This window comes from Actinoallomurus sp. CA-142502 (assembly GCF_050936355.1).
Taxonomy (GTDB): domain Bacteria; phylum Actinomycetota; class Actinomycetes; order Streptosporangiales; family Streptosporangiaceae; genus Actinoallomurus; species Actinoallomurus iriomotensis.
In genome coordinates this window covers 5,763,068-5,781,894 of the sequence record NZ_JBNJMY010000001.1, presented here as the reverse complement: position 1 = coordinate 5,781,894, position 18,827 = coordinate 5,763,068, and the positions used below count along the sequence as shown (strand labels likewise).

22 protein-coding genes are annotated in these 18,827 nt (G+C 71.1%); 9 read left to right on the top strand and 13 right to left on the bottom strand.

Features of this window, described 5'->3' with window-relative positions; all coding sequences use genetic code 11:
• Positions 1-11: 11 nt before the first annotated feature.
• Positions 12-593: a TetR/AcrR family transcriptional regulator gene (locus ACQEV1_RS27575; RefSeq protein WP_433397123.1), complete on the bottom strand. Its 582-nt coding sequence runs from the start codon at positions 591-593 to the stop codon at positions 12-14.
• A gap of 33 nt (positions 594-626) precedes the next feature.
• Positions 627-1,883, bottom strand: coding sequence for an MFS transporter (locus ACQEV1_RS27570; protein WP_433397121.1), 1,257 nt, complete (start codon positions 1,881-1,883; stop codon positions 627-629).
• A 70-nt stretch (positions 1,884-1,953) separates the two neighbouring features.
• Here ACQEV1_RS27570 and ACQEV1_RS27565 point away from each other — a divergent pair, with 70 nt between their 5' ends.
• Complete coding sequence (locus ACQEV1_RS27565; protein WP_285576019.1) at positions 1,954-2,457, top strand: MarR family winged helix-turn-helix transcriptional regulator; 504 nt, start codon at positions 1,954-1,956, stop codon at positions 2,455-2,457.
• 20 nt (positions 2,458-2,477) lie between these two features.
• Here the strand turns inward: ACQEV1_RS27565 and ACQEV1_RS27560 are convergent, their stop codons facing one another.
• Positions 2,478-2,921, bottom strand: a complete 444-nt coding sequence (locus ACQEV1_RS27560; protein WP_433397118.1) for a VOC family protein — start codon at positions 2,919-2,921, stop codon at positions 2,478-2,480.
• 34 nt (positions 2,922-2,955) lie between these two features.
• Here ACQEV1_RS27560 and ACQEV1_RS27555 point away from each other — a divergent pair, with 34 nt between their 5' ends.
• Entirely contained in the window at positions 2,956-3,735 is a 780-nt protein-coding gene (locus ACQEV1_RS27555) for a helix-turn-helix domain-containing protein (protein ID WP_433397116.1), read from the top strand.
• Positions 3,736-3,764: 29 nt separating this feature from the next.
• Here ACQEV1_RS27555 and ACQEV1_RS27550 read toward each other — a convergent pair whose 3' ends face one another.
• Positions 3,765-5,261, bottom strand: coding sequence for an MFS transporter (locus ACQEV1_RS27550; RefSeq protein ID WP_433397114.1), 1,497 nt, complete (start codon positions 5,259-5,261; stop codon positions 3,765-3,767).
• Between the two features lie 86 nt (positions 5,262-5,347).
• Between ACQEV1_RS27550 and ACQEV1_RS27545 the strand changes: the two genes are divergently transcribed.
• Complete coding sequence (locus ACQEV1_RS27545; protein ID WP_285576011.1) at positions 5,348-5,755, top strand: MarR family winged helix-turn-helix transcriptional regulator; 408 nt, start codon at positions 5,348-5,350, stop codon at positions 5,753-5,755.
• Between the two features lie 96 nt (positions 5,756-5,851).
• On the opposite strand, the gene ACQEV1_RS27540 is transcribed toward ACQEV1_RS27545, so the two are convergent.
• Positions 5,852-6,334, bottom strand: a complete 483-nt coding sequence (locus tag ACQEV1_RS27540) for a MarR family winged helix-turn-helix transcriptional regulator (protein WP_433397112.1) — start codon at positions 6,332-6,334, stop codon at positions 5,852-5,854.
• Between the two features lie 113 nt (positions 6,335-6,447).
• Here ACQEV1_RS27540 and ACQEV1_RS27535 point away from each other — a divergent pair, with 113 nt between their 5' ends.
• On the top strand, positions 6,448-6,771 hold the full coding sequence (locus ACQEV1_RS27535; RefSeq protein WP_433397110.1) for a cupin domain-containing protein: 324 nt from the start codon (positions 6,448-6,450) through the stop codon (positions 6,769-6,771).
• A 217-nt stretch (positions 6,772-6,988) separates the two neighbouring features.
• Here ACQEV1_RS27535 and ACQEV1_RS27530 read toward each other — a convergent pair.
• Both ACQEV1_RS27530 and ACQEV1_RS27525 read right to left on the bottom strand, forming a co-directional pair.
• Positions 6,989-7,875 (bottom strand): IS5 family transposase gene (locus tag ACQEV1_RS27530; protein ID WP_433395192.1). Its coding sequence is split into 2 segments (ribosomal slippage): positions 6,989-7,506 and positions 7,506-7,875, totalling 888 coding nucleotides; the frame shifts between segments, so codons are not numbered across the junction.
• 48 nt (positions 7,876-7,923) lie between these two features.
• Positions 7,924-9,048 (bottom strand): FAD-dependent oxidoreductase, encoded by a 1,125-nt coding sequence (locus ACQEV1_RS27525; protein ID WP_433397108.1) that lies wholly within the window; start codon positions 9,046-9,048, stop codon positions 7,924-7,926.
• Between the two features lie 97 nt (positions 9,049-9,145).
• Here ACQEV1_RS27525 and ACQEV1_RS27520 point away from each other — a divergent pair, with 97 nt between their 5' ends.
• Positions 9,146-9,877: a TetR/AcrR family transcriptional regulator gene (locus tag ACQEV1_RS27520; protein ID WP_433397106.1), complete on the top strand. Its 732-nt coding sequence runs from the start codon at positions 9,146-9,148 to the stop codon at positions 9,875-9,877.
• Positions 9,878-10,202: 325 nt separating this feature from the next.
• Positions 10,203-11,402 (top strand): uroporphyrinogen-III synthase, encoded by a 1,200-nt coding sequence (locus tag ACQEV1_RS27515; protein ID WP_433405980.1) that lies wholly within the window; start codon positions 10,203-10,205, stop codon positions 11,400-11,402.
• A 53-nt stretch (positions 11,403-11,455) separates the two neighbouring features.
• Here the strand turns inward: ACQEV1_RS27515 and ACQEV1_RS27510 are convergent, their stop codons facing one another.
• Positions 11,456-11,653 (bottom strand): hypothetical protein, encoded by a 198-nt coding sequence (locus ACQEV1_RS27510; protein WP_433397104.1) that lies wholly within the window; start codon positions 11,651-11,653, stop codon positions 11,456-11,458.
• A gap of 31 nt (positions 11,654-11,684) precedes the next feature.
• Here ACQEV1_RS27510 and ACQEV1_RS27505 point away from each other — a divergent pair, with 31 nt between their 5' ends.
• Positions 11,685-11,921, top strand: coding sequence for a hypothetical protein (locus ACQEV1_RS27505; protein ID WP_433397103.1), 237 nt, complete (start codon positions 11,685-11,687; stop codon positions 11,919-11,921).
• A gap of 955 nt (positions 11,922-12,876) precedes the next feature.
• Here the strand turns inward: ACQEV1_RS27505 and ACQEV1_RS27500 are convergent.
• From ACQEV1_RS27500 to ACQEV1_RS27485, 4 genes are all read right to left on the bottom strand, one after another.
• Positions 12,877-13,140: a hypothetical protein gene (locus ACQEV1_RS27500; RefSeq protein WP_433397101.1), complete on the bottom strand. Its 264-nt coding sequence runs from the start codon at positions 13,138-13,140 to the stop codon at positions 12,877-12,879.
• A 78-nt stretch (positions 13,141-13,218) separates the two neighbouring features.
• On the bottom strand, positions 13,219-14,064 hold the full coding sequence (locus ACQEV1_RS27495) for a DUF899 family protein (RefSeq protein ID WP_433397099.1): 846 nt from the start codon (positions 14,062-14,064) through the stop codon (positions 13,219-13,221).
• Positions 14,065-14,164: 100 nt separating this feature from the next.
• Positions 14,165-14,776 (bottom strand): dihydrofolate reductase family protein, encoded by a 612-nt coding sequence (locus tag ACQEV1_RS27490; RefSeq protein ID WP_433397097.1) that lies wholly within the window; start codon positions 14,774-14,776, stop codon positions 14,165-14,167.
• A complete protein-coding gene (locus tag ACQEV1_RS27485) occupies positions 14,773-15,645 on the bottom strand; it encodes an NmrA family NAD(P)-binding protein (RefSeq protein WP_433397095.1) in 873 nt (290 codons plus the stop codon). Before ACQEV1_RS27485 ends, ACQEV1_RS27490 begins: the two co-directional genes overlap by 4 nt.
• Positions 15,646-15,782: 137 nt before the next feature.
• Here ACQEV1_RS27485 and ACQEV1_RS27480 point away from each other — a divergent pair, with 137 nt between their 5' ends.
• Positions 15,783-16,655: a LysR family transcriptional regulator gene (locus ACQEV1_RS27480; RefSeq protein ID WP_433397093.1), complete on the top strand. Its 873-nt coding sequence runs from the start codon at positions 15,783-15,785 to the stop codon at positions 16,653-16,655.
• A 313-nt stretch (positions 16,656-16,968) separates the two neighbouring features.
• Here the strand turns inward: ACQEV1_RS27480 and ACQEV1_RS27475 are convergent, their stop codons facing one another.
• Positions 16,969-17,751, bottom strand: a complete 783-nt coding sequence (locus ACQEV1_RS27475; RefSeq protein WP_433397091.1) for an SDR family NAD(P)-dependent oxidoreductase — start codon at positions 17,749-17,751, stop codon at positions 16,969-16,971.
• 87 nt (positions 17,752-17,838) lie between these two features.
• Here ACQEV1_RS27475 and ACQEV1_RS27470 point away from each other — a divergent pair, with 87 nt between their 5' ends.
• Positions 17,839-18,690 (top strand): helix-turn-helix transcriptional regulator, encoded by an 852-nt coding sequence (locus ACQEV1_RS27470; RefSeq protein ID WP_433397089.1) that lies wholly within the window; start codon positions 17,839-17,841, stop codon positions 18,688-18,690.
• The last annotated feature ends 137 nt before the right edge of the window (positions 18,691-18,827 follow it).

The following is an 18,827-nucleotide window of genomic DNA, read 5'->3' as shown; positions in this document are numbered from 1 at the left end:
GAGTCTCCCGGTCAGTCCAGGAGCGACAGGGCCTGGGCGGCCGCGTCGCGAATGCGGGCGGGCTCCGGCGCCGTCCGGCCGAGGACCCGGATGCCCTGGAGCAGCACGAGCAGGAACCGCGCCAGGGCCTGCGGGTCCTTCTCCGCGGCGAGCTCGCCCTGGGCGCGGGCGCGGATGAGCGCCGAGGTCAGCGCGGTCTCCACGGTGTCCCAGCTGGCGGCCACGTGCCGGGCCGCGTGCGGGTCGCGGGGGGCCAGCTCGACCGCGGTGTTCACCACGAGGCAGCCGCGCCGGCGCTCGTCGGTGAGGGACTCCTCGGCGTAGGCGTTCACCAGGGCGCGTACGGCCGGTAGCGCCGGGCCCGGCTGGGACAGCAACTCCACGACGTTCGGGTCGCGGACCTGGACGTACCGCTCGTACGCCTTGAGGTAGAGCTCGTGCTTGCCGCCGAAGGTGGCGTAGATGCTCGCGCGCGCGATGCCGAGGTGCTCCACGAGGTCGGCCATCGAGGTGGCCTCGTAACCGCGTTCCCAGAACAGCTCCATGGCCTTCTGGAGCGCCGAGTCCGGGTCGAACTCCTTGGTGCGTGCCACGAATGGAACCGTAGCCCTATCGAGACCGATCGGTCAATTAAAGGAGCCCGGTCGGTGACACGCGGCCATCGCCTCCCGCTCGCGCCGGCGTGGCCTGCCGGGCGACACGCCCCGGTAGCCCCGGACGTCGGCGAGCGCCAGCACGGCCAGGTTCGCCCCGGCGACCAGGACCGCCAGGGTCAGCAACGGCGCGGCGGCCCCGGTCACCGCGGCGACCGGGGCCGCCACCGCCATCCCGAGCGGCCGGCTGGCGAAGGAGATCAGTGCGTCGAACGAGCCGACCCGGCCCAGCGACTCCTGTGGGATCCGGTGCTGCAGGCTCGTCTCCCACAGCGGGCTGAGCACCCCGAGGCCGAACATCGCCGCGAAATAGGTCGGCGCGACGACCGCCAGCAGCGCGCCGGAGGGGACGAGCGCGGCAACCCCGAGCGCGGCCAGCGGCAGCCCGTACACCGCGCCGCCGAACGCGACCGCCACCAGTGGGCGGCGGATCCGCAGCCGGCTCGCGCAATACACCCCGATCAGCATGCCCGCGGTGCCGGCCTGGGCGATGACCACCCAGGCGGCGTCCCCGCCCAGACGCCGGACCGCGATGACCGGGGCGAGCGTCAGCAGGAACCCCGCCGCCAGATGCCAGACGCCGTGCCCGGTCACGATGGCGAGGAACCACGAGTGCCGCCGCGTCTCCCGCCAGCCCTCGCGCAGCTCCGCGGTGAACCGCTCCCGCTCGATGTGCGGCGTGGCGCGGCGTGGGGCGAGCCCGCCGAGCGTCGCCGCTGAGACCGCGAAGAGCCCGGCGGTGAGCAGCGATGACCAGCCGGGTCCCGCGGCCAGCACCAGCCCGCCGGCGGCGGCCGGGGCGGCCATCTGGGCCAGCCCCTCGGCGACGCCGAGCCGGGCGTTCGCCCGGAGCCGGTCGGCGCCCTCGATGACGCCCGCCACCAGCCGCCGTACGGCCGGGGTCCCGAACGCCACTCCGGCGCCGGTGACGGCCGAGAGGGCGGCCAGCTCCGGGATCCGGGCCGGGCCGCGCAGCAGCTCCACGCCGATCGCGGACTGCGCTGCGCCGCGCAGCAGGTCGGCGGCGAACACCACCCGCTGGGCCGGGAGCCGGTCGGCGACCACCCCGGCGACCGGCAGCAGCAACAGCATCGGGAGCAGCTCACAGGCCAGGACGACGCCGAGCACGGCGGCCGAGCCGGTGGCCCGCACCACGGCGAGCGTCAGGGTCGTCGGGATGAGCGCGGTGGCGAGGGCGGCGTTGGTCCGGCCGAAGATCAGTCGACGCATGCACCGGAAAGTAGTTCGCCGACATATGATTCGTCAACGAACTATTTGCCGACGTAGCATAATGGCCCGTGTGGAGGACTCCGTCGATCACCACCTGGCCCGGTGGCGCGGCAAGGCACCCTACGACGAGCGCACTGAGGCGATCATCACCCGGATGCAGTTCCTGGTGAAGCACGTCCACCAGGCCAAGGACCGCGCCCTGGCCGAGATCGGGCTGCAAGAGTTCGAGTTCGAGACCCTGCACCGGCTGGTCTCTCACGGCGGGTCGATGACGCCCTCCGAGCTGGCGCAGGAGCTGCTGCTGTCACCCGCCGGAATGACCGGGCGGCTGGACACGCTGGAGCAGGCCGGGCTGGTACGGCGGCTGCGCGGCACCGGCGACCGGCGCCGGGTCGAGGTGGAGCTCACCGACGCCGGCCACGCGAAGTGGCTGGCCGCGATGGAAGTGCGCGCCGTGGTCGAAGGCGACATGGTCGCCGCGCTGGACCCGGCCGCCCAGGAGACGCTGGACGCGTTGCTCAGGCAGATGCTCGCCAAGGTGGAGACCGACCGGAACGCCGCCTCCACCCGCTGAACACCGGAGCCCGCGCGGTTTCAGGCGTCGTCGACGAGGCCGAGGTGCACCCGGCCGTCCGCGTCGACCCGCCAGGCGGGGTTGTGGCAGATCTCCCAGACGAGGCCGTTCGGGTCGGCGACGTGACCGTGGTAGCCGCCGAACGCGGCCCGCTGAGGCGACTTCACCGTCCGCGCGCCGGCCTCGACCATCCGCCGTACGGTGACGTCGACGGCGTCGGGGGAGTCCACGTTGTGCGACAGGGTGAGACCGCCGAGCCGGCCGTCCGCCGGAGTGCCCTCCATGTCGGCGACGAACTTGTCCGCGGCGAACAGGCCGAGCACCGTTCCGGGCGCCACCTGGAAGAAGATGATCTCACCGGGCACGTCCAGCAGGGGCCGCCAGCCGAGCCCGTCGCGGTAGAAGGCGCGGGCGGCGTCGAGGTCGGGCGTGGACAAGGTGATGAAATGGGCTCGTTGTTCCATGCCCTCAGCATGGCCGGACCAGGGGATGGCTGTCTTGAACGGATCGGACGCGGGCCTGCCGTCGTGCTACCGCGAGCGGCGTGCGGCCGTGCCGCATCCGTTCGTCGCGTGCTGGTGGGAACAGCGGGTCGGCGACGACCGGGACGGCTACGTCCAGCGGGTGGTGCCGGACGCGTGCGCGGACGTCATCGTCTCCTCGGCCGGTACGGCGTACGTCGTCGGCCCGGCCACGAGCGTGCAGTTGCCGCGCCTGGCGGGCGGTGAGCGTCTGCGGGGGCTGCGCCTCCGTACGGCGGCGATCGGCGCGGCGCTCGGGCTGCCCGCACGGGACCTGCGCGACCTGCAGGTGCCGCTCGCCGAGCTGTTCCCGCACCGGGAGGCGGCGCGGATCGCCGACGACGTACGGGGCGGGCGCCTGCCGTCCGTCCTGGACACCGGCGCCCGGGACCGCCGGGTGGAACACGCGGTGGGCCGCCTGCTGCGGCCCGCGTCGCGGGTCGCCGCCGTCGCGGACGACCTGGGGATCTCCGAACGCCACCTGCGGCGGCTGGTCGCCGACCACGCCGGGCTGGAGCCGTCGACACTCCAGCGGGTCGCGCGCTTCCAGCGGTTCCTGGCACTGTCGGACGGCGGCGGGCGCGAGGCCGGCCTGGCGGAGCTGGCCGGGCGGACCGGGTACGCCGACCAGGCCCACCTCAGCCGTGAGGTGCGGGCCCTGGCCGGCCTGACACCGTCGGCCCTCCTCGCCGAGCGGAAACGTGCCGCTCGGCGAGGAGACGGCCCGATGACGGGACCGCCTCCTCGTTCCGTCTGACGGACGGCGCGGACCGGCGGCCGTGCGGATCAGGCGGCCTCGGCCTCTTCCACCTCGGCCGGCACGATCCCGGCGCGGTGCGCTCCGCCCTGCCGGGCGCGGCGGCGTACGACGAGGGGCAGGAGGGCCATCGCCAGGCCGGCGACGGCCACGAAGGTCACGAAGACCAGGCCGGGCCGGTACGCGTCGAGGACGCTGGCGGCCGTACGGGCCGGGGGACCGGCGGAGATGACGGCGGTGGTGATGGCCAGCACCAGGGCCGCGCCGACCTGCGCGGCCGTCTGCACGAGCCCGGCCGCCAGGCCCTGCTCGTCGTCGTGGATCCCCGCCGTCGCCTGGACGTTGATCGAGGGGAACCCGAGCGCGAAGCCGACGCCGAGCAGGATGGCGGTCGGCAGGATCGCCGTGACGTACACCGGGTGCGTGCCGATCGGCAGGAACAGCACGTAACCGGCGGACATCGCCGCCAGGCCGCCGACGATGAACCGCGCCGTGCCGAACCGGTCGATCATCGTGCCGGCGAACGGCGCGCTGAGCGCGACGAGCAGTCCGGCGGGCAGCAGCGCGAGCGCCATCTTCAACGGGGCCCAGCCGAGCACGTCCTGCAGGTAGAGAGTGATGATGAACTGGAACGACGTGTAGGAGCCGAACAGCGCGACGATGGCGAGGTTGGCCCGCACGAGCGTGCCCTTGCGCAGGATGCCGAGCCGGACCAGCGGGTGCCGCACCCGGCGCTCGACGTACACGAACGCGGCGAGCAGCACGATCACCCCGGCGAACAGGGCGAGCGTCACGGGTGAGGTCCAGCCCCGGGCCGGAGCCGACACCAGGTCGTAGACGAGCAGGAGCATCGCGCCGGTGGAGGTGAGCGCGCCGAGGACGTCGTGACCGCCGGAGGAGGCGGGCGTGTCGCGGGGGATCAGGGTCAGTCCGGCGGTGAGCGCGACGATCGCGATCGGCACCGGCATGAGGAACGTCCACCGCCAGCCGAAGCCGGTCATCAGGCCGCCGAAGATCAGGCCGGAGGAGTAGCCGCTGGCGCCGAAGACCGTGTAGATCGACAGCGCCTTGTTGCGCATGCGGCCCTCGGCGAAGGTCGTGGTGATGATCGACAGTCCGGTCGGGGCGGTGAACGCCGCGCTGACGCCCTTGATGAAGCGTGTGGCGATCAGCAGGGGACCGGAGTCGACGAGGCCGCCGAGCAGCGACGCGACGGCGAACACCGCCAGGGCTATCAGGAAGACCCGGCGCCGGCCGAGGAGGTCCGCGGTGCGGCCGCCCAGGAGGAGCAGGCCGCCGTAGCCGAGGACGTATCCGCTGACGATCCACTGCAGGCTCGAGGTCGCCAGGTGCAGTTCGGTGCCGATCGACGGCAGTGCGACGCCGACCATCGACACGTCGAGACCGTCGAGGAACAGCACGAGGGAGAGCACGGCGAGGACGCCCCACAGGCGTGCGGGCCAGCGCTGCCGTCGGGGCAGGTCGTTATCGGACAGAAGGGAATCAGGTGTCACGGTCGTGGTCACCGGACCGAAGTTACATGCACATGCATTGGATGTCCACGCATTTAATGTGTTTGCATTGAAGCGGGGATGGGTGGTATGTTCCGCCCATGAGCGATGCCGGTGAAGAGGCGGTCGTCCGGCGCTGGCGCGACCTGCTCGCCTGCTACAGCACGGTTTCGTGCGCGCTGGACCGCGCACTGCAGGACGCGCACGGCATCGGCATGAGCGAGTTCGAGGCGCTCGACCGGCTCGTCGACGCGACGTGCGAGCAGCGCCGCATGCACGACCTGGCGGGCGACATGTACCTCAGCCAGAGCGCGCTGTCCCGTACGGTGGCCCGCCTGGAGCGGGCCGGTCTCGTCGGGCGCACCATGTGCGCCGACGACCGCCGCGCGATCTTCGTAACGCTCACCGAGGCCGGCCGCGAACGCCACGCGCAGGCCCGCCGCACGCAGCGCGCCGTCCTCGCCGAGCACCTCGCGCCCGAGCCGGAGCCCGCGCGAGCGGGCGCCTGAGCGGGACCGGTCGCACACGCCGGTTCGGCGCGTGTGGTGCCATCGGCGCGTCGCTCCGCGAGGCGCCCTAGCCGGATGCCCTGCCCGAAGGGCTCGTTACGGTGCGTTGAACCACTGTGGGGTGTCGAGCTGGAACGCGTCGGGTGGCGTGACCCTGCGCAGGTCCTCCACCATGGCCCGCAGCCGGTCCTCGCCGATGGTCTCGGCCCACTGGCCACGCAGGTCCTCGAAGATCTGCTCCGACCGCTCGAGCGCGTCGTAGGCGTGCGGGGTCAGCGTGTAGGTCTTACGGCGCGCATCGCCGGGATCGTGCCCGGGTCGCACATAGCCGAGCCCCTCCAGCGTGTCGATGGTCTTGCCCGCCGCCTGCTTGGAGACGCCCAGCGCCCGGCCCAGGTCGGCGGCCGTGGTCCCGTACCGGCCGCCGGCCCGCATGATGGCCTGGAAGACGAACCCGTGCATGGGTCGCATCCGCGGATGGCCCTGCCGGGCGAGCTCCTCGTGCAGCTCGTCGATGAGCACCCGGAACCCCAGTAGCAGCCGCAGCGGCAGTTCGAAGCCCCGCAGTTTACTTGACACGATGGACAACCTCATTAACCATATAGACAACGACCTTGTCTATATTAGGGATGTGAACCGTGACGCTCGTCCGTCATGCCGAAAGCCGTCGATCCGAGACCCCGAACGCCGTCATGACCACCTTCGCCTCGCCGACCCTGGGCGGTGCGCGATCCTCTGTCTGGCGTACCGAGGTCGAGCCCGGCGTGAAGGGCCCCGTCCACGTCTTCGACGCCGAACAGATCTGGACCTTCCTCGATGGGGAGGCGACCATCGAACTCGACGGCGAAACCTCCACGGCGGGCCCCGGCGACACGGCCGTCCTGCCCGCCCACACCACCCGCCGGCTCACCGCCGGCCCCCAGGGGTACACCGCCATCGTCACGGCTCCCGCCGGCGCTCACGCCTGGACCCTCGGCGACGCCGACAACAAGATCACACCCCCCTGGATCGCCTGACCGGCAGCCCTCGAGATCACGGCCGGTACGCGACTTCTCCGTGGAACCGTGCGGCCCTGATCCGCCGCTCGTGGCAGCCGCGCCGCGGGCCGGGCCGCCGCGGCGGTCGGTTCGTTTCGCAGGTCGCGCCGGAACTGCCCGACGGCGGCGATCACGTTGATGACCAGGGTGGTGGTGGCGGCGTCGGCGGCGGCCAGGTCGTGGGGTGAATTTCGGCCTAGGGCCTGTTTTGTGGATCTTGGTTGAGCCACAAGATGAGGCTGGCGATGGTCACCACACTCCGATAATGAGCAGCGAGTTTTTCATAGCGGGTGGCGAGTCCGCGGAAGCGTTTGAGCTGGTTGAAGCAGCGTTCGACGACGTTACGGCGCCGGTAGATCTCCTTGTCGAAGCCGCAGCGGCGCCATCCGCGGCGGGCACGGGCGGCGAGCTGGTCACGGCGTTCGGGGATGGTGTGGGCGATCCGGCGGCGGCGCAGGTAGAGGCGGATCTTGTTGGTGGAATAGCCCTTGTCGGCGATGAGGTGCAACGGCCGGATGCGAGGCCGCCCCACGTGCTTACGGGGAATCCGGATCGCTTCGATGACCTCGATCAGACGGGTGCAATCGTTGATGTTGCCCCCCGTGATCACGAATGACAGTGGCAGGCCGCGGCCATCGCAGGCCAGGTGGATCTTGGTGGTCAGCCCACCGCGGGATCGTCCGAGCGCCCGGTCCGTTTGGTGATCTTGCTGCCCGTTCGTCCCGGCGGTGTCCCCTTTTTGCGGGCGCCGGCGGCGTGCTGGTGAGCGCGCACGATGGTCGAGTCCACGCAAACGCCCGTCATGTCCACTTCACCGATCGCGTCGTCGTGGACCTGGACATGTTCCAACAGGCGATCCCATGTCCCATCGGCTGACCAGCGGCGGAACCGTTGATAGACCGTCTGCCAGGGCCCGTACCGCTCCGGGATGTCCCGCCAATCAGCGCCCGTGCGGATCTTCCACACGATCCCGTTGACCACCTGCCGGTGATCCCGCCACCGTCCGCCCTGACGCGGATGAGCAGGCAACAACGGCTCAATCCGCGCCCACGCGGCATCACTCAGCTCATGACGACGCACCATGACACGCCATCAACCCACACTCCTCGCCCAAGATCCACAAAACACGCCCTAGGACGGTTTCGCTTCGGGGAAGAAGGCGGGCAGCTTCTCGAGACTGCCGCGCACGGCCTCGGCGCCGTACTCGAACATCTGCCGCTCGTAGTCGTCGACCGCGCTGAGCAGATCCTGGCGGCCTTCGTCGACCTCGATCAGGCGGCGGCGCAGCAGGTCGGCATCGCGCAGCGCGGTGTTCGCGCCGTTGCCGCCGGTCGGGGAGGTGGCGTGGATCGCGTCGCCGAGCAGCGTGACCGGGCCGGACGCCCAGCGCTCACCGGGCTTGACCACCCGGATGGACAGCAGCGTGCTGTTGTCCGGATCGGCCTGCTCGATCAGCGCGCGCAGCTCCGGGTGCCAACCTTCCATCCTGGACAGCACGGCGTCCTTCGCGGTCAGGTCCTCCAGCGAGCCGTTCGGCGGCAGGATCATGGCCCAGCGCACGTAGTCGCCGATGTCGGGCAGCATGACTTCGGGGGCCAGTTGCTCGGCGGCCTGCCTCGGCGGGGTGCGGAAGCGCATCGCGCCGAGCAGCAGGCTGACGCCGTCGCCCGTGATCTTTGAGCCGTAGGCCTTGGACAGGCCGGCGAACTCGTCGGTCAGCGGGGTGCGGCCGATGACGAACCGGACGCCGGTGTCGGTCGGGGCGGTCTGCGGCGACAACACTCCGCGGACCGCGGAGGTGACGCCGTCCGCGCCGACGAGCAGGTCGGCGGTGGCCGGGTCACGGCGGGCGAACCGGGCTTGGACGTTGCCGTCGGCCAGCACGTCGTAGCCGGTCAGCGTGGCATCGGTGTGCACGGTCAGGCCGGTCAGCAACAGGTGCCGCAGCACCTGCCGGTCGACCACGATGCCGGTCCGGCCCGCGCCGAGCTTGCCGATCTCGTTCAGCTGCGGGTCCAGGATCAGCTGCTCGGCGGAGGCGTCCATGACGATCTCGTCCAGCAGCGGGTGCCAGCGCGTCGGCAGGCAGTCGCGCACCGCCTGGAAACCGATCAGGTTCAGCACGAGCCGGTAGCCCTGGAACCGTGCGACGATCCCCGGGTCGCGCTCGAACACGTCGGCCTCGATCCCGGCACCACGGAGACCCTGCGCGAGAGCCAGACCTCCCAGACCGGCTCCGACAACCGAAACTCGCATCACACACCCCCGGGACATTGATACGAACTTAGTTCGTTCAGGACGATCTAAGTTCTACCTCAACGAACTTAGATCGTGTCAAGCTATAGTGGCCGGCATGTCCGCCGATCCCCGCCAACGCCGCGCGGCTCGCCACGCCCAACCCGCGGCGGAGGCCGCCGCGTCGGCACCACGCAAGAAGCCGATCACCGTCGAACGGATCACCGACGCCGCCCTCGAGGTCGTCGCCACCGAGGGGTATGACGCGCTGACCATCCGCCGGGTCGCCGCCATGCTCGGCACCGGTCCGTCGTCGCTGTACGCGCACATCGTCAACAAGGCTGACATCGACGACCTGCTGATCGGGCGGCTGTGCTCGGAGCTGGTGCTGCCCAAGCCCGATCCAGCGCGGTGGCGTGAGCAGATCCGAGACGTGTGCGCCCAGATCCGCGACCAGTACCTGAGGTACCCGGGTATCTCCCGGGCCGCGCTCGCGATGGTCCCCACCAACCTGGAAACCTTGCGGGTGAACGAGGGGATGCTCGCGATCCTGCTCGCCGGGGGTGTCCAGCCGCAGACCGCGGCCTGGGCCATCGACGCCCTCTCGCTCTACGTCGCCGGCTACGCGCTGGAGACCTCCATGATCCAGCAGCGGCGGAAGGACCCGGAGGCGACCTGGGTCCTGACCCGGGACCAACTGGTCGATCGCTTCCAAGCCCTGCCCGAGGCCGCCTTCCCCAACACCAGGCAGTACGCGACCGAACTCACCTCCGGCACCGGACATGAGCGCTTCGACTTCGCCCTGGCGCTGCTCATCGACAACCTCGCCCCGCGGACACCACCCGCCTGACCCCCTTCCGACGCTTCCGCCCCGTCGACGTGCCGTACCCGGCCAGGTCAGGGGGTAGGTGAGCGGCTTGTAGCACAGCGGTAACAAGTGAGACCCAGACCCGAAACGCCCCGTCGTAAAGATCGTGGTCAAGTCGTCTCCGGGGAGAGGGTGAGCGGATGGCCGGCCGCTGCGTCATGGTGGGGTACGGGAGGGCGGCTCGTCGTCCGGCGGAAGCGTGGCCCGGTCGCGCGGGGCCGTACGAACCTTACTATGTAAAGGCGGCGGGTCGTGACACGCCACCCGGGTCGTCCACGATGACCCGGCGCCGGGTCGAGGCGGCCGGATCGTGAACGCCGAGCCGCTGGCCGGGTTCACCGTCGGCGTCACGGCCGCCCGTCGCCACGAGGAGCTGTCCGGCCTGCTGGAACGCAAGGGCGCGCGGGTCGTGTACGCCCCGGCGATCCGCCTGGTGCCGCTCGCGGACGACACCGAACTGCTCGACGCCACCCGCGACCTGCTGGCCGAGCCGGTCGACGACGTCATCGTCACCACGGGGGTGGGCTTCCGCGCGTGGCTGGAGGCGGCGGAGGGCTGGGGCCTGCGGAGTGACCTGGTCAAGCTGCTGGCCGACGCCCGGATTCTCACCCGCGGGCCGCGGGCGAGGGGCGCGGTCCGCGCGGCCGGGGTGACCGAGACGTGGTCGCCGCAGACGGAGCGCTGGGAGGAGGTCCTGCGGCACCTGCTGGAGGAGGACCTCGGCGGGCGCCGCATCGCGGTGCAGCTGTACGGCGAGCCCACCCCGCAGCTGACCGGCATGCTCCGTCGCGCGGGTGCGCGGGTCGTGGAGATCCCGGTGTACCGGTGGGCGCGCAGCGACGATCCGACGCCCCTTCGCCGCCTGGTCGGGCAGGCGGTGGCCGGCACGGTCGACGCGATCACCTTCACGAGCGCGCCCGCGGTCGCCGCCACCCTGGCCGTCGCGGCCGACGACAACCTCGAAGGCCTGCTCCTGGGCGCGCTGCGGACCAATGTCCTGGCCGCCTGCGTCGGGCCGGTCACGGCCGCGCCGCTGGAGGAGAGGGGAGTGGTCCCGATCAGCCCGGAGCGCGCCCGGCTGAGCGCGCTGGTCCAGGTCCTGTCCGTGGAGCTGCCGGCCCGGCGGGCTAGCCGGCTGGCCGTCCACGGGCACGCGCTGGAGCTTCGCGGGCACGCGGTCGTCCTCGACGGCCAGCTCAAGCCGATCGCCCCGGCGCCGATGGCGATCCTGCGCGCGCTGGCCCGCCGTCCCGGGCACGTCGTCTCGCGCGCGGAACTGTGCGGGGTGCTGCCCAGCCGCGCGCTGCCCGGCGGGGCGTACGGCCGGCCGCAGGCGGACGAGCACGCGGTGGAGATGGCGGTGGCGCGGCTGCGGCGGGGTCTCGGCGGAGGCGGGCTGGTGGAGACGGTGGTCAAACGCGGATACCGGCTGGCCTGCGATCCGATCTTCACCGGTGACCGTCCGCTGCCGACCGGGACCTCCGGCTCGCAAGAATCTACAATGTAAAGGCGGGCGGCGGGTCGTCACCATTTTCTTGCGGGAGAGCCCACATCCGGCTGCTACGAGGTCGCCGTCGACTCGACGGTCGCCAGCATGTCGGTGAGCCACGCGCGTTCGGCCGATGAGGTCACCCGGGCGATGTGCTGGATGCCCGCCTGGAAGGGGGAGCGGAGTTCGTCCTGGCGCAGCACCCGGTCGTCGTCGACGAAGAACCCCCGTCGCGGGTCCTGGAGGAACTCCAGGCGCTGCCGGAGCACCCGGGCCTGAGCGTCCGCCGACCGGCAGCAGGTGCAGGAAGGCCGGCAGCACGAAGTACTTGTTACGGTCGCTGATCTCCAGCTCGTCCGGTCGCTCGAGGCGTCGCCGCAGCTCGGCGCGGCCGGCGTCGGTCAGCTCGAAGACGCGGCCCTCCACCACGACAACCAGGCGCTATGCGAGCACCTGGACAGCCGCACCGGCAAGATCGTAGACCTGACCACCCGCAGAGAAGAACGACGCGACGGGCCGGTCATCGGGCCCTGCTGACTCGCTGATCCTTCGGGGGCATCACGTCGATGGCGCGGTTTGGTCGTTGAGAGCTGCGGTGTACCGGTCTTCAGTTGCGAGTGCGCGCAGGAGCGGTCCGGCTAGCCGCCGTGTGACGGCCCCTGGGGCTTGGGTAAGTTCGGCCCAGGTGGCGGTGGTTGTTTCGGCGTAGGTGTCTTCGTCGTAGCGTGCTGGGTTGCCGAAGCCCAGGCTCCTGTGAGTCACACAACTCCAGACCTCGCCATCCGACCTGGGCCTGGGAGGGCCACGTCGCACGCCTCGCCCGCAGGCACCGCCTGGTGCCATATCAGCCCAGCGGGCCAGTCACCGTCGGCGCCGACGGCGTCCATCCGGCGGTCTGCTGGTCACTAGGCCGCGGGCGACCACGCACCCACCTTGACAGTCCGACTGCTGGAACAAATCAACGCAGCACAAGGGGATCCTGCCGAGTGCGTGACCAGCACACGCGCTCTTGCCGCGTCCCTCGGATCGTCACGGCGCCGCATCCAGCGCATCATCGGCAAATTGGAAGAACGCGGCATGGTTAAACGACTACGGAGACCGGACGGCCGATCGCGACTCGATTGCGCCGCATCACTCCGGTCGATGTACGGTGAGCGCCTAGCTGTACGAACCTTTGTGGGAAGGGTGGGCTACTTCGAGTTGCCGAGCCCGCGCTGACGGTCAGGGGCGTCATGCCCATCATCCCTACTTCTTCGGCTCCGGGCCTAGCGGAAACTCCGGGACCTTGTTCCACGACAGCTTCTGCCCGATCTCCTCGGCGACCCGGCCCGCGAGGTGAACGGCCCCGGCCACCGCTCAGTGCTCCAGCCACTCGTCAGGCCATGGCTTAGGCAATGCCTGACCTGGATCCAGGCCTGCGACTCTTCGAGCAGTTGCTCCCAGCCGATCGGCTCCGCCTTCCACCAGCTTTTCGCTCCAACGGCGGGCGGCCTCAGTCGTTCCTCGGCTTGCAACCCGTAGGGGCGCTGGTGGGCGCGGCCGGGGTGTCCGTGCTGATCCTCGCCGCCCAGTACGCCCGCAAACGGGAACTGACCACCAGGATCGCCAGCGCGCCGCGGCCCGGACCGAGGAAGACCAGCGGCAGCGTCGACAGCGCGACGACGGCCGGCCCGGCGGCCAGCACCGTGCGGCTCCCGAGGCGTCCGATGAACCGGCCGGCGGTCACTCCCGCGGCCACGGAGGCCAGGCTCGGCACACCGAAGATCAGACCGGCGGCGACGGCCTCGCTCCCGGCGATTCGATCGTCATCGGGAGCGAGGCCGGCCGGTCCGCGTCAGTGGCAACGGTGGGGTCCGTCCGGTCGCGGCCGTACGGCGCCGAGCTCGTCGGAGTGCCCGGCCTCCAGGCGCGGCCACTGGGCGATGGGGCGTCCGCCCGGCCACGCCGACGCGGGCTGCCAGCGGGGCGAGCCGGCGTCGGACCTGGTGTCGGTGCACTCCTGCGGCCAGGCGGGCGGTGAGTCCTCCCAGGACTCCTGGCGTCCGTACACGGTGAGGTCCATGAGCGCGTAGGCGTAGTCCATCGCCTCGACGCCGCGCCGGGTCGTCCAGTAGGTCTCGAAGACGCGGTCGCCGTCCCGCAGGTAGCAGACCAGGTGGAACAGGCCGGCCTCGCGCCCGGTGAGCAGGCCGCCGAGGGACGGTTGCGCCGAGTACCAGGGCATCCGCCAGCCCATGAAGTCGCGGTAGCGCAGGCTCTCCTCGTAGGAGGTCCGGGGGTCGGCGCCGCCGACGGCGACGTTGCGGCCCTGGCTGAAGACCGCGTAGGTGATGTCGCGCGAGTGCAGGTGGGACAGCTCGGCGACCTGGCCGGCGGAGAAGGTGCAGCCTTCGCACTGCTCGGCCGCGGACCGGGCGGGGTTCCACATGAAGTAGTAGGCGATGAGCTGTCGGCGTCCTTCGAACGTCTCCAGCAGGGTGAGCGGCCCATCCGGGCCGATCAGCTCCTGGTCGGCGTCCACCTCCACCATGGGAAGCCGCCGCCGGGCCGCGGCGATCGCGTCGCCTTCCCGGGTGTGCGCCTTCTCCCGTACGCGCAGCCGGTCCAGTTCGGCCTGGAAGGCGTCCCGGTCGACGACGGGCGGCAGAGCGGAGGGGCGAGGGTCGGGCGCATTGCTCATCGGGACTCCTCAGCGGGTCGGGTCTGGACGGAGTCGCGGTCAGCGCGAGGCGGCCACAAGCGGTTCGCTCCGCAGCGCCGGCCGCGCGTCCGGACGCGGTTCACGGGTTGACCTGTCCCGCCGACGTGTACGTGTTCACGACGATGCCGCACGCGTACGACTTGGAGCGTACGAGCGTAAGCCGGAGACCACCGGCGACGGACCGGAACAGGGACTCGCCGCGACCGACCGCCGTTGGATTGACGTACAACTGATACTCGTCGACCAGGCCCGCGCTGGCGAGAGCGGCGACGAATCCCGTGCCGCCGAAGGCGATCATGTCGGCGCCCGGCCCTGCCTTGAGGCGCGCGATGGTCGCAGCGAGCCCGCCTGCCGCCCATCGGGTGCGCGGCCATCGGAGATGACCGCCTTCGGGGGTAGTGGAGAAAACGATCTTCTCCGCGTCGCCGACCTTACGGGCGAAGGCGAAGTCGGGCTCGTCGGGATGACTTTCAGCGATTCGTGTCCAGTGATCGATGTAGCCTTCCTCGACCATTTTGCGACTGAGGAGTATCCGGTCGACCGCGCGGAACGTCTCGTTGAAGTCTCGCTTGAGCTCGTCGTCCCATGGCCAGTTCTGCCCCCAGTCCCAGACCTGCCACTGCACCGCCGGGTCGGCCGCTTCGACATAGCCGTCGGCGGACGTCTGCATCTGCACGACGAGTCTGCTCATGTGGTGACCCCGGCCAGCGCGGAGTGCGCCCAGTCCCGAAGCGACGTGGATGTCGTGGTCTCGTCGTCGCGAGGTGCCAGTGCCCACGGCTGGGCGTCGTTGAAGCTGCGGGCGGTCTCGAGGACAGCGTCAGCGAAGGACGGCGGCATGCCTGATGCGAGCATGCTCGCTCTCGCCGCCTCGTAGCCGACTTGTTCGTACGCCACGTCGAGGAGTCCGGCGGCCTCCGCCAGGATCGCTGTCGCCTCCGTCATCGTGAGGTCGGCGTGGCCGTGCAGCTCGTGGACGCCGAGTCGCGGATGGCGCTGCGTCAGCAGTTCGGCGGCCCGCTGCCCGACGTCGCGCGCGGCCACTGTCGGCATCGGCCGATGGGCGGTGAAGGGGGTGCGGAACACGCCGGTGTTCTCTGCCTGTGCCCTGAAACCGAGCCCGTCGGTGAAGTTCTCCATGAACCAGCCCGCACGCAGCACGATCGGCTCGGGGACCGAGCAGGCGCGCAGCCGCTCCTCCATCAGGGCCGCGCCGAGGGATGTACCACGGCGCAGGTGCGCGTTCAGCCCGCTGAGCAGCACCACGCGAGGCACGCCGCTGCGGCGGATGGCGTGTTCGAGCCGTTCCGCGATCGCATCGTCGCGAGCATGCAGGTCCGCACTGGCAAGGTCGAAAGGAACGAGCACGAACGCCCCGTCGGCGTGCTCGAAGGCACGCTCAAGCGCCACGGCGTCATCAACGCCGACCCCACGGCTGCGGGCAACGGCCCGTACGTCGTGGCCATGGCCGGTGAGGTGTCGCTCGACCTCACGCCCGGTCTTGCCCGTCGCACCGACGACGACGTACGTGCGGCGCTCACTCAACTGGTAGTTCTTCACCCCTGGTGCACCGTATGCACCAGGGCCACGATCGCGAGTCATCATCGTTGTCTCCTTCGCTCGGTGACGACGATGCCGGGTGACGATCGATAGGTCTAATGCCAGTTCTCGCCTGGACGCATGCCTAGAATTTATGGATGGTGACTCTGGTGCAGCTTCGCGTCATCGACGCCGTGCGGCGGCACGGCTCGGTGACCGCGGCCGCGAAGGAGCTGCGGTACACCCAGCCGTCGATCAGCCACCAGCTGTCCAGGCTGGAGGCGCAGGTCGGTGCCCGCCTGGTCCAGCGGGTGGGCCGCGGGATCCGGCTCACCGCGGCCGGCCACCTGCTGGCCGACCGGGCGGCCGAAATCATCGGCCGGGTGGAATCGGCGACCGCGGAACTGGCCGCGCTGGTCGGGTTGAACGCCGGCAGGGTCAGGCTGGCCGGCTTCAACTCCGTCATGAGTTCACTGGTCCCGCAGGCGGCGACCGTCCTCGCCGGGCAGCATCCCGGCCTGGAGCTGGGCCTGACCGACAGCCACCCCGAGGATGCGCTGGAGCTGCTCCGGGCCGGCCAGGTCGACGTCGCCGTCATCTTCCGGTACGACGACACCGTCCCCGAGGACGGCTCCGTCCGCCTGACCCACCTGCTCGACGACCCGCTCTACCTGCTCACCACCGGCGGCGGAACCCTCCTCGCCGACCACGCGAACAAGCCCTGGATCGCGGGCTGCGAACGCTGCCGTCGCCACCTCGTCGAGATGTGCGAACGCGCCGGCTTCTCCCCGCGCCTGGCCTACACCACCGACGACATGGTCGTCATGCAAAGCCTTGTCGCCGCGGGGATGGGCGTCACCACCATTCCCGGGCTGGCCCTGCGCGCCCATCAACACCCCGCGATCACCGCCACCCCGCTACCGACACCATCCCGCCGGATCTACGCGGCCACCTACGGCGAACCACCCGATCCCCCCGCCACCGCCGCACTCCTCGACGCCCTCACCCACGCCGCGACCATGCTGCGGTAGGGCGGTGAGCCGCTGTCGCTGCCTCCGTCGGGTTGCGGCGCCCGCGAAGACGGCGAGGTACGCCAACAACGGCAAGGCGAGCGTCTCGGCCACTATGGTGAGCGCAGCCGGCCATGGCGTGAACACTCCGCCGCCGCTGGTCAGCAGGGCCGCGGAGCACAAGCCCACGAAGAGCACCTCGGCGGGCCGGTCCCTCAGCCGCCCGCCGACCGCGGTGACCGCACGCGGCAGGCCGTCACGCGGAGGGCACTACCTCGATTCGAGGTCGCCGGTCGATGCTCATTCGCGGTGCTTCCAGGCCGGGCTCTCCCGTTCAGGCGCCGGCGCCGCCGTCCACCGGTACGATCGCGCCCGTCACCATCGAGGCGCGGTCGCTGAGCAGCCACGCGGCCACCTCGGCGACCTCGCGCGGCTCGGCCATCCGTCCGAGCGGCACCGATGCCTTCACCTGCTCGACGATGCCGGGAGTCGCCGCCTCCCACGCGTCGATCATCTCCGTGGCGGTGCCGCCGGGAGTGATGCCGTTCACCCGGATGCCATCGCCGGCCCAGCTCACCGCGGCGGTCTCGGTGATGCTGTTGAGCGCGCGCTTCATGGCGCCGTACGCGGGGAGGGCGGGGTTCGCGCGACGGCTGCCGATGCTCGACGTGTTGACGATCGCCCCGCCGCCGTTCCGCCGCATGAGCGCGGCCTCGGCGGTCATGGCGGTCCAGTGCGCCCGGAAGTTCACCGCGAACTGCTCCTCGACGTCCTCGTCGCTCGTGGTGTCGAGCGGACCGGGCCGCTGGATCGTCGCGCCGTTGTTGAAGGCGCCGTCGAGCCGGCCGTGCACCTCCTCGACGCGGTCGAGTGCCGCGCGGATGCTCGTACGGTCGGCGAGATCCACTGTCACGGCGTCCGCGACGCCGCCGTCGGCGCGGATCTCGGTGACGATCCGCTGGAGGGCGTCGGTGCCGCGGGCCGCGAGCACGACGGCGGCACCTTCGGCGGCGAAGAGGCGGGCCGCGGCCGCGCCGATGCCGCGGCTGGCGCCGGTGATGAACACGACCTTGCCGGTGAGCAGGCCGACGGGTGCGATGTCGATGTCGTTCGTCATGGCGACAGTGTCCGGCCGGCCTCCAGACCGGATGCAGGCACAGGTGGTACCAGGATCCGTCGCCGCGCCGCGTGCAGACTTTGGGGTATGGACAAGCAGGAACTCGGGGCGTTCCTCCGCAGCCGGCGCGAACGGCTCCGGCCGGAGGACGTCGGCCTCCCCTCGGGCCCGCGACGCCGGACGCCGGGTCTTCGCCGCGAGGAGGTGGCGGTCCTCGCGCACATCTCCACGGAGTACTACGTCCGGCTCGAGCAGGGCCGGGCGCCGCGACCGTCCGGCGAGGTCCTCGCCGGGATCGCCGGTGCGCTGCGGCTCACGGACGCCGAGTCCGATCACCTCCACGTCCTCGCGGGCACCGCGCCGAGCCGTACCGGGCTGCATCGGCGAGACGTCCGCACGAGCATCCTCGCGCTCCTCGAACGGCTGCCGCAGACGGCCGCTTTCGTGATCTCCGCCGCGTTCGAGGTGCTCGCGTGGAACGACCTCGCGGCCGCGCTCATGGAGGACTTCGCCGAACTCGCCCCGGAGCACCGCAATCTCGCGCGCCGGGCGTTCCTCGGGCACGCCGAGGCGATGCTGTACGGGGTCTCCGACGCCGCGGAGTTCCGGCACCACGTCGTCATGGAGCTCCGAGCCACCCAGGCCCGGTACCCGTCCGACCCCGCGGTGACCGGACTCGTCGAGGAGCTCCGCGACGCCAGCCCGGAGTTCGCCCGGCTCTGGGAGCGGCACGACGTGCAGGCCGCGTCGATGCTCACGAAGACCTTCCGTCACCCGGTCGTCGGGGAGATCACCGTCGACTGCGACACGTTCGCGCTGACGGACCGCGACCAGCACCTCGTGCTCTACAGCGCGCCGCCGGGATCCCGTGACGCCGAGGCTCTGGCGCTTCTGAACGTACTTGGAGCCCGGTGCGTCAACGAGAGCAGACCGCTCTGACGGGCCGCCGCGACTGGTTCGGCTGGCGCGAAAGGCGACCGATTCGCTCGCACGGAAGGCCATCCGGGACTGGGAGGTGAGTGCGGCGCCGGTGCGCCGGGCCTCGCCCGGTCCGATGCCGTGCATGGTGCGGAACG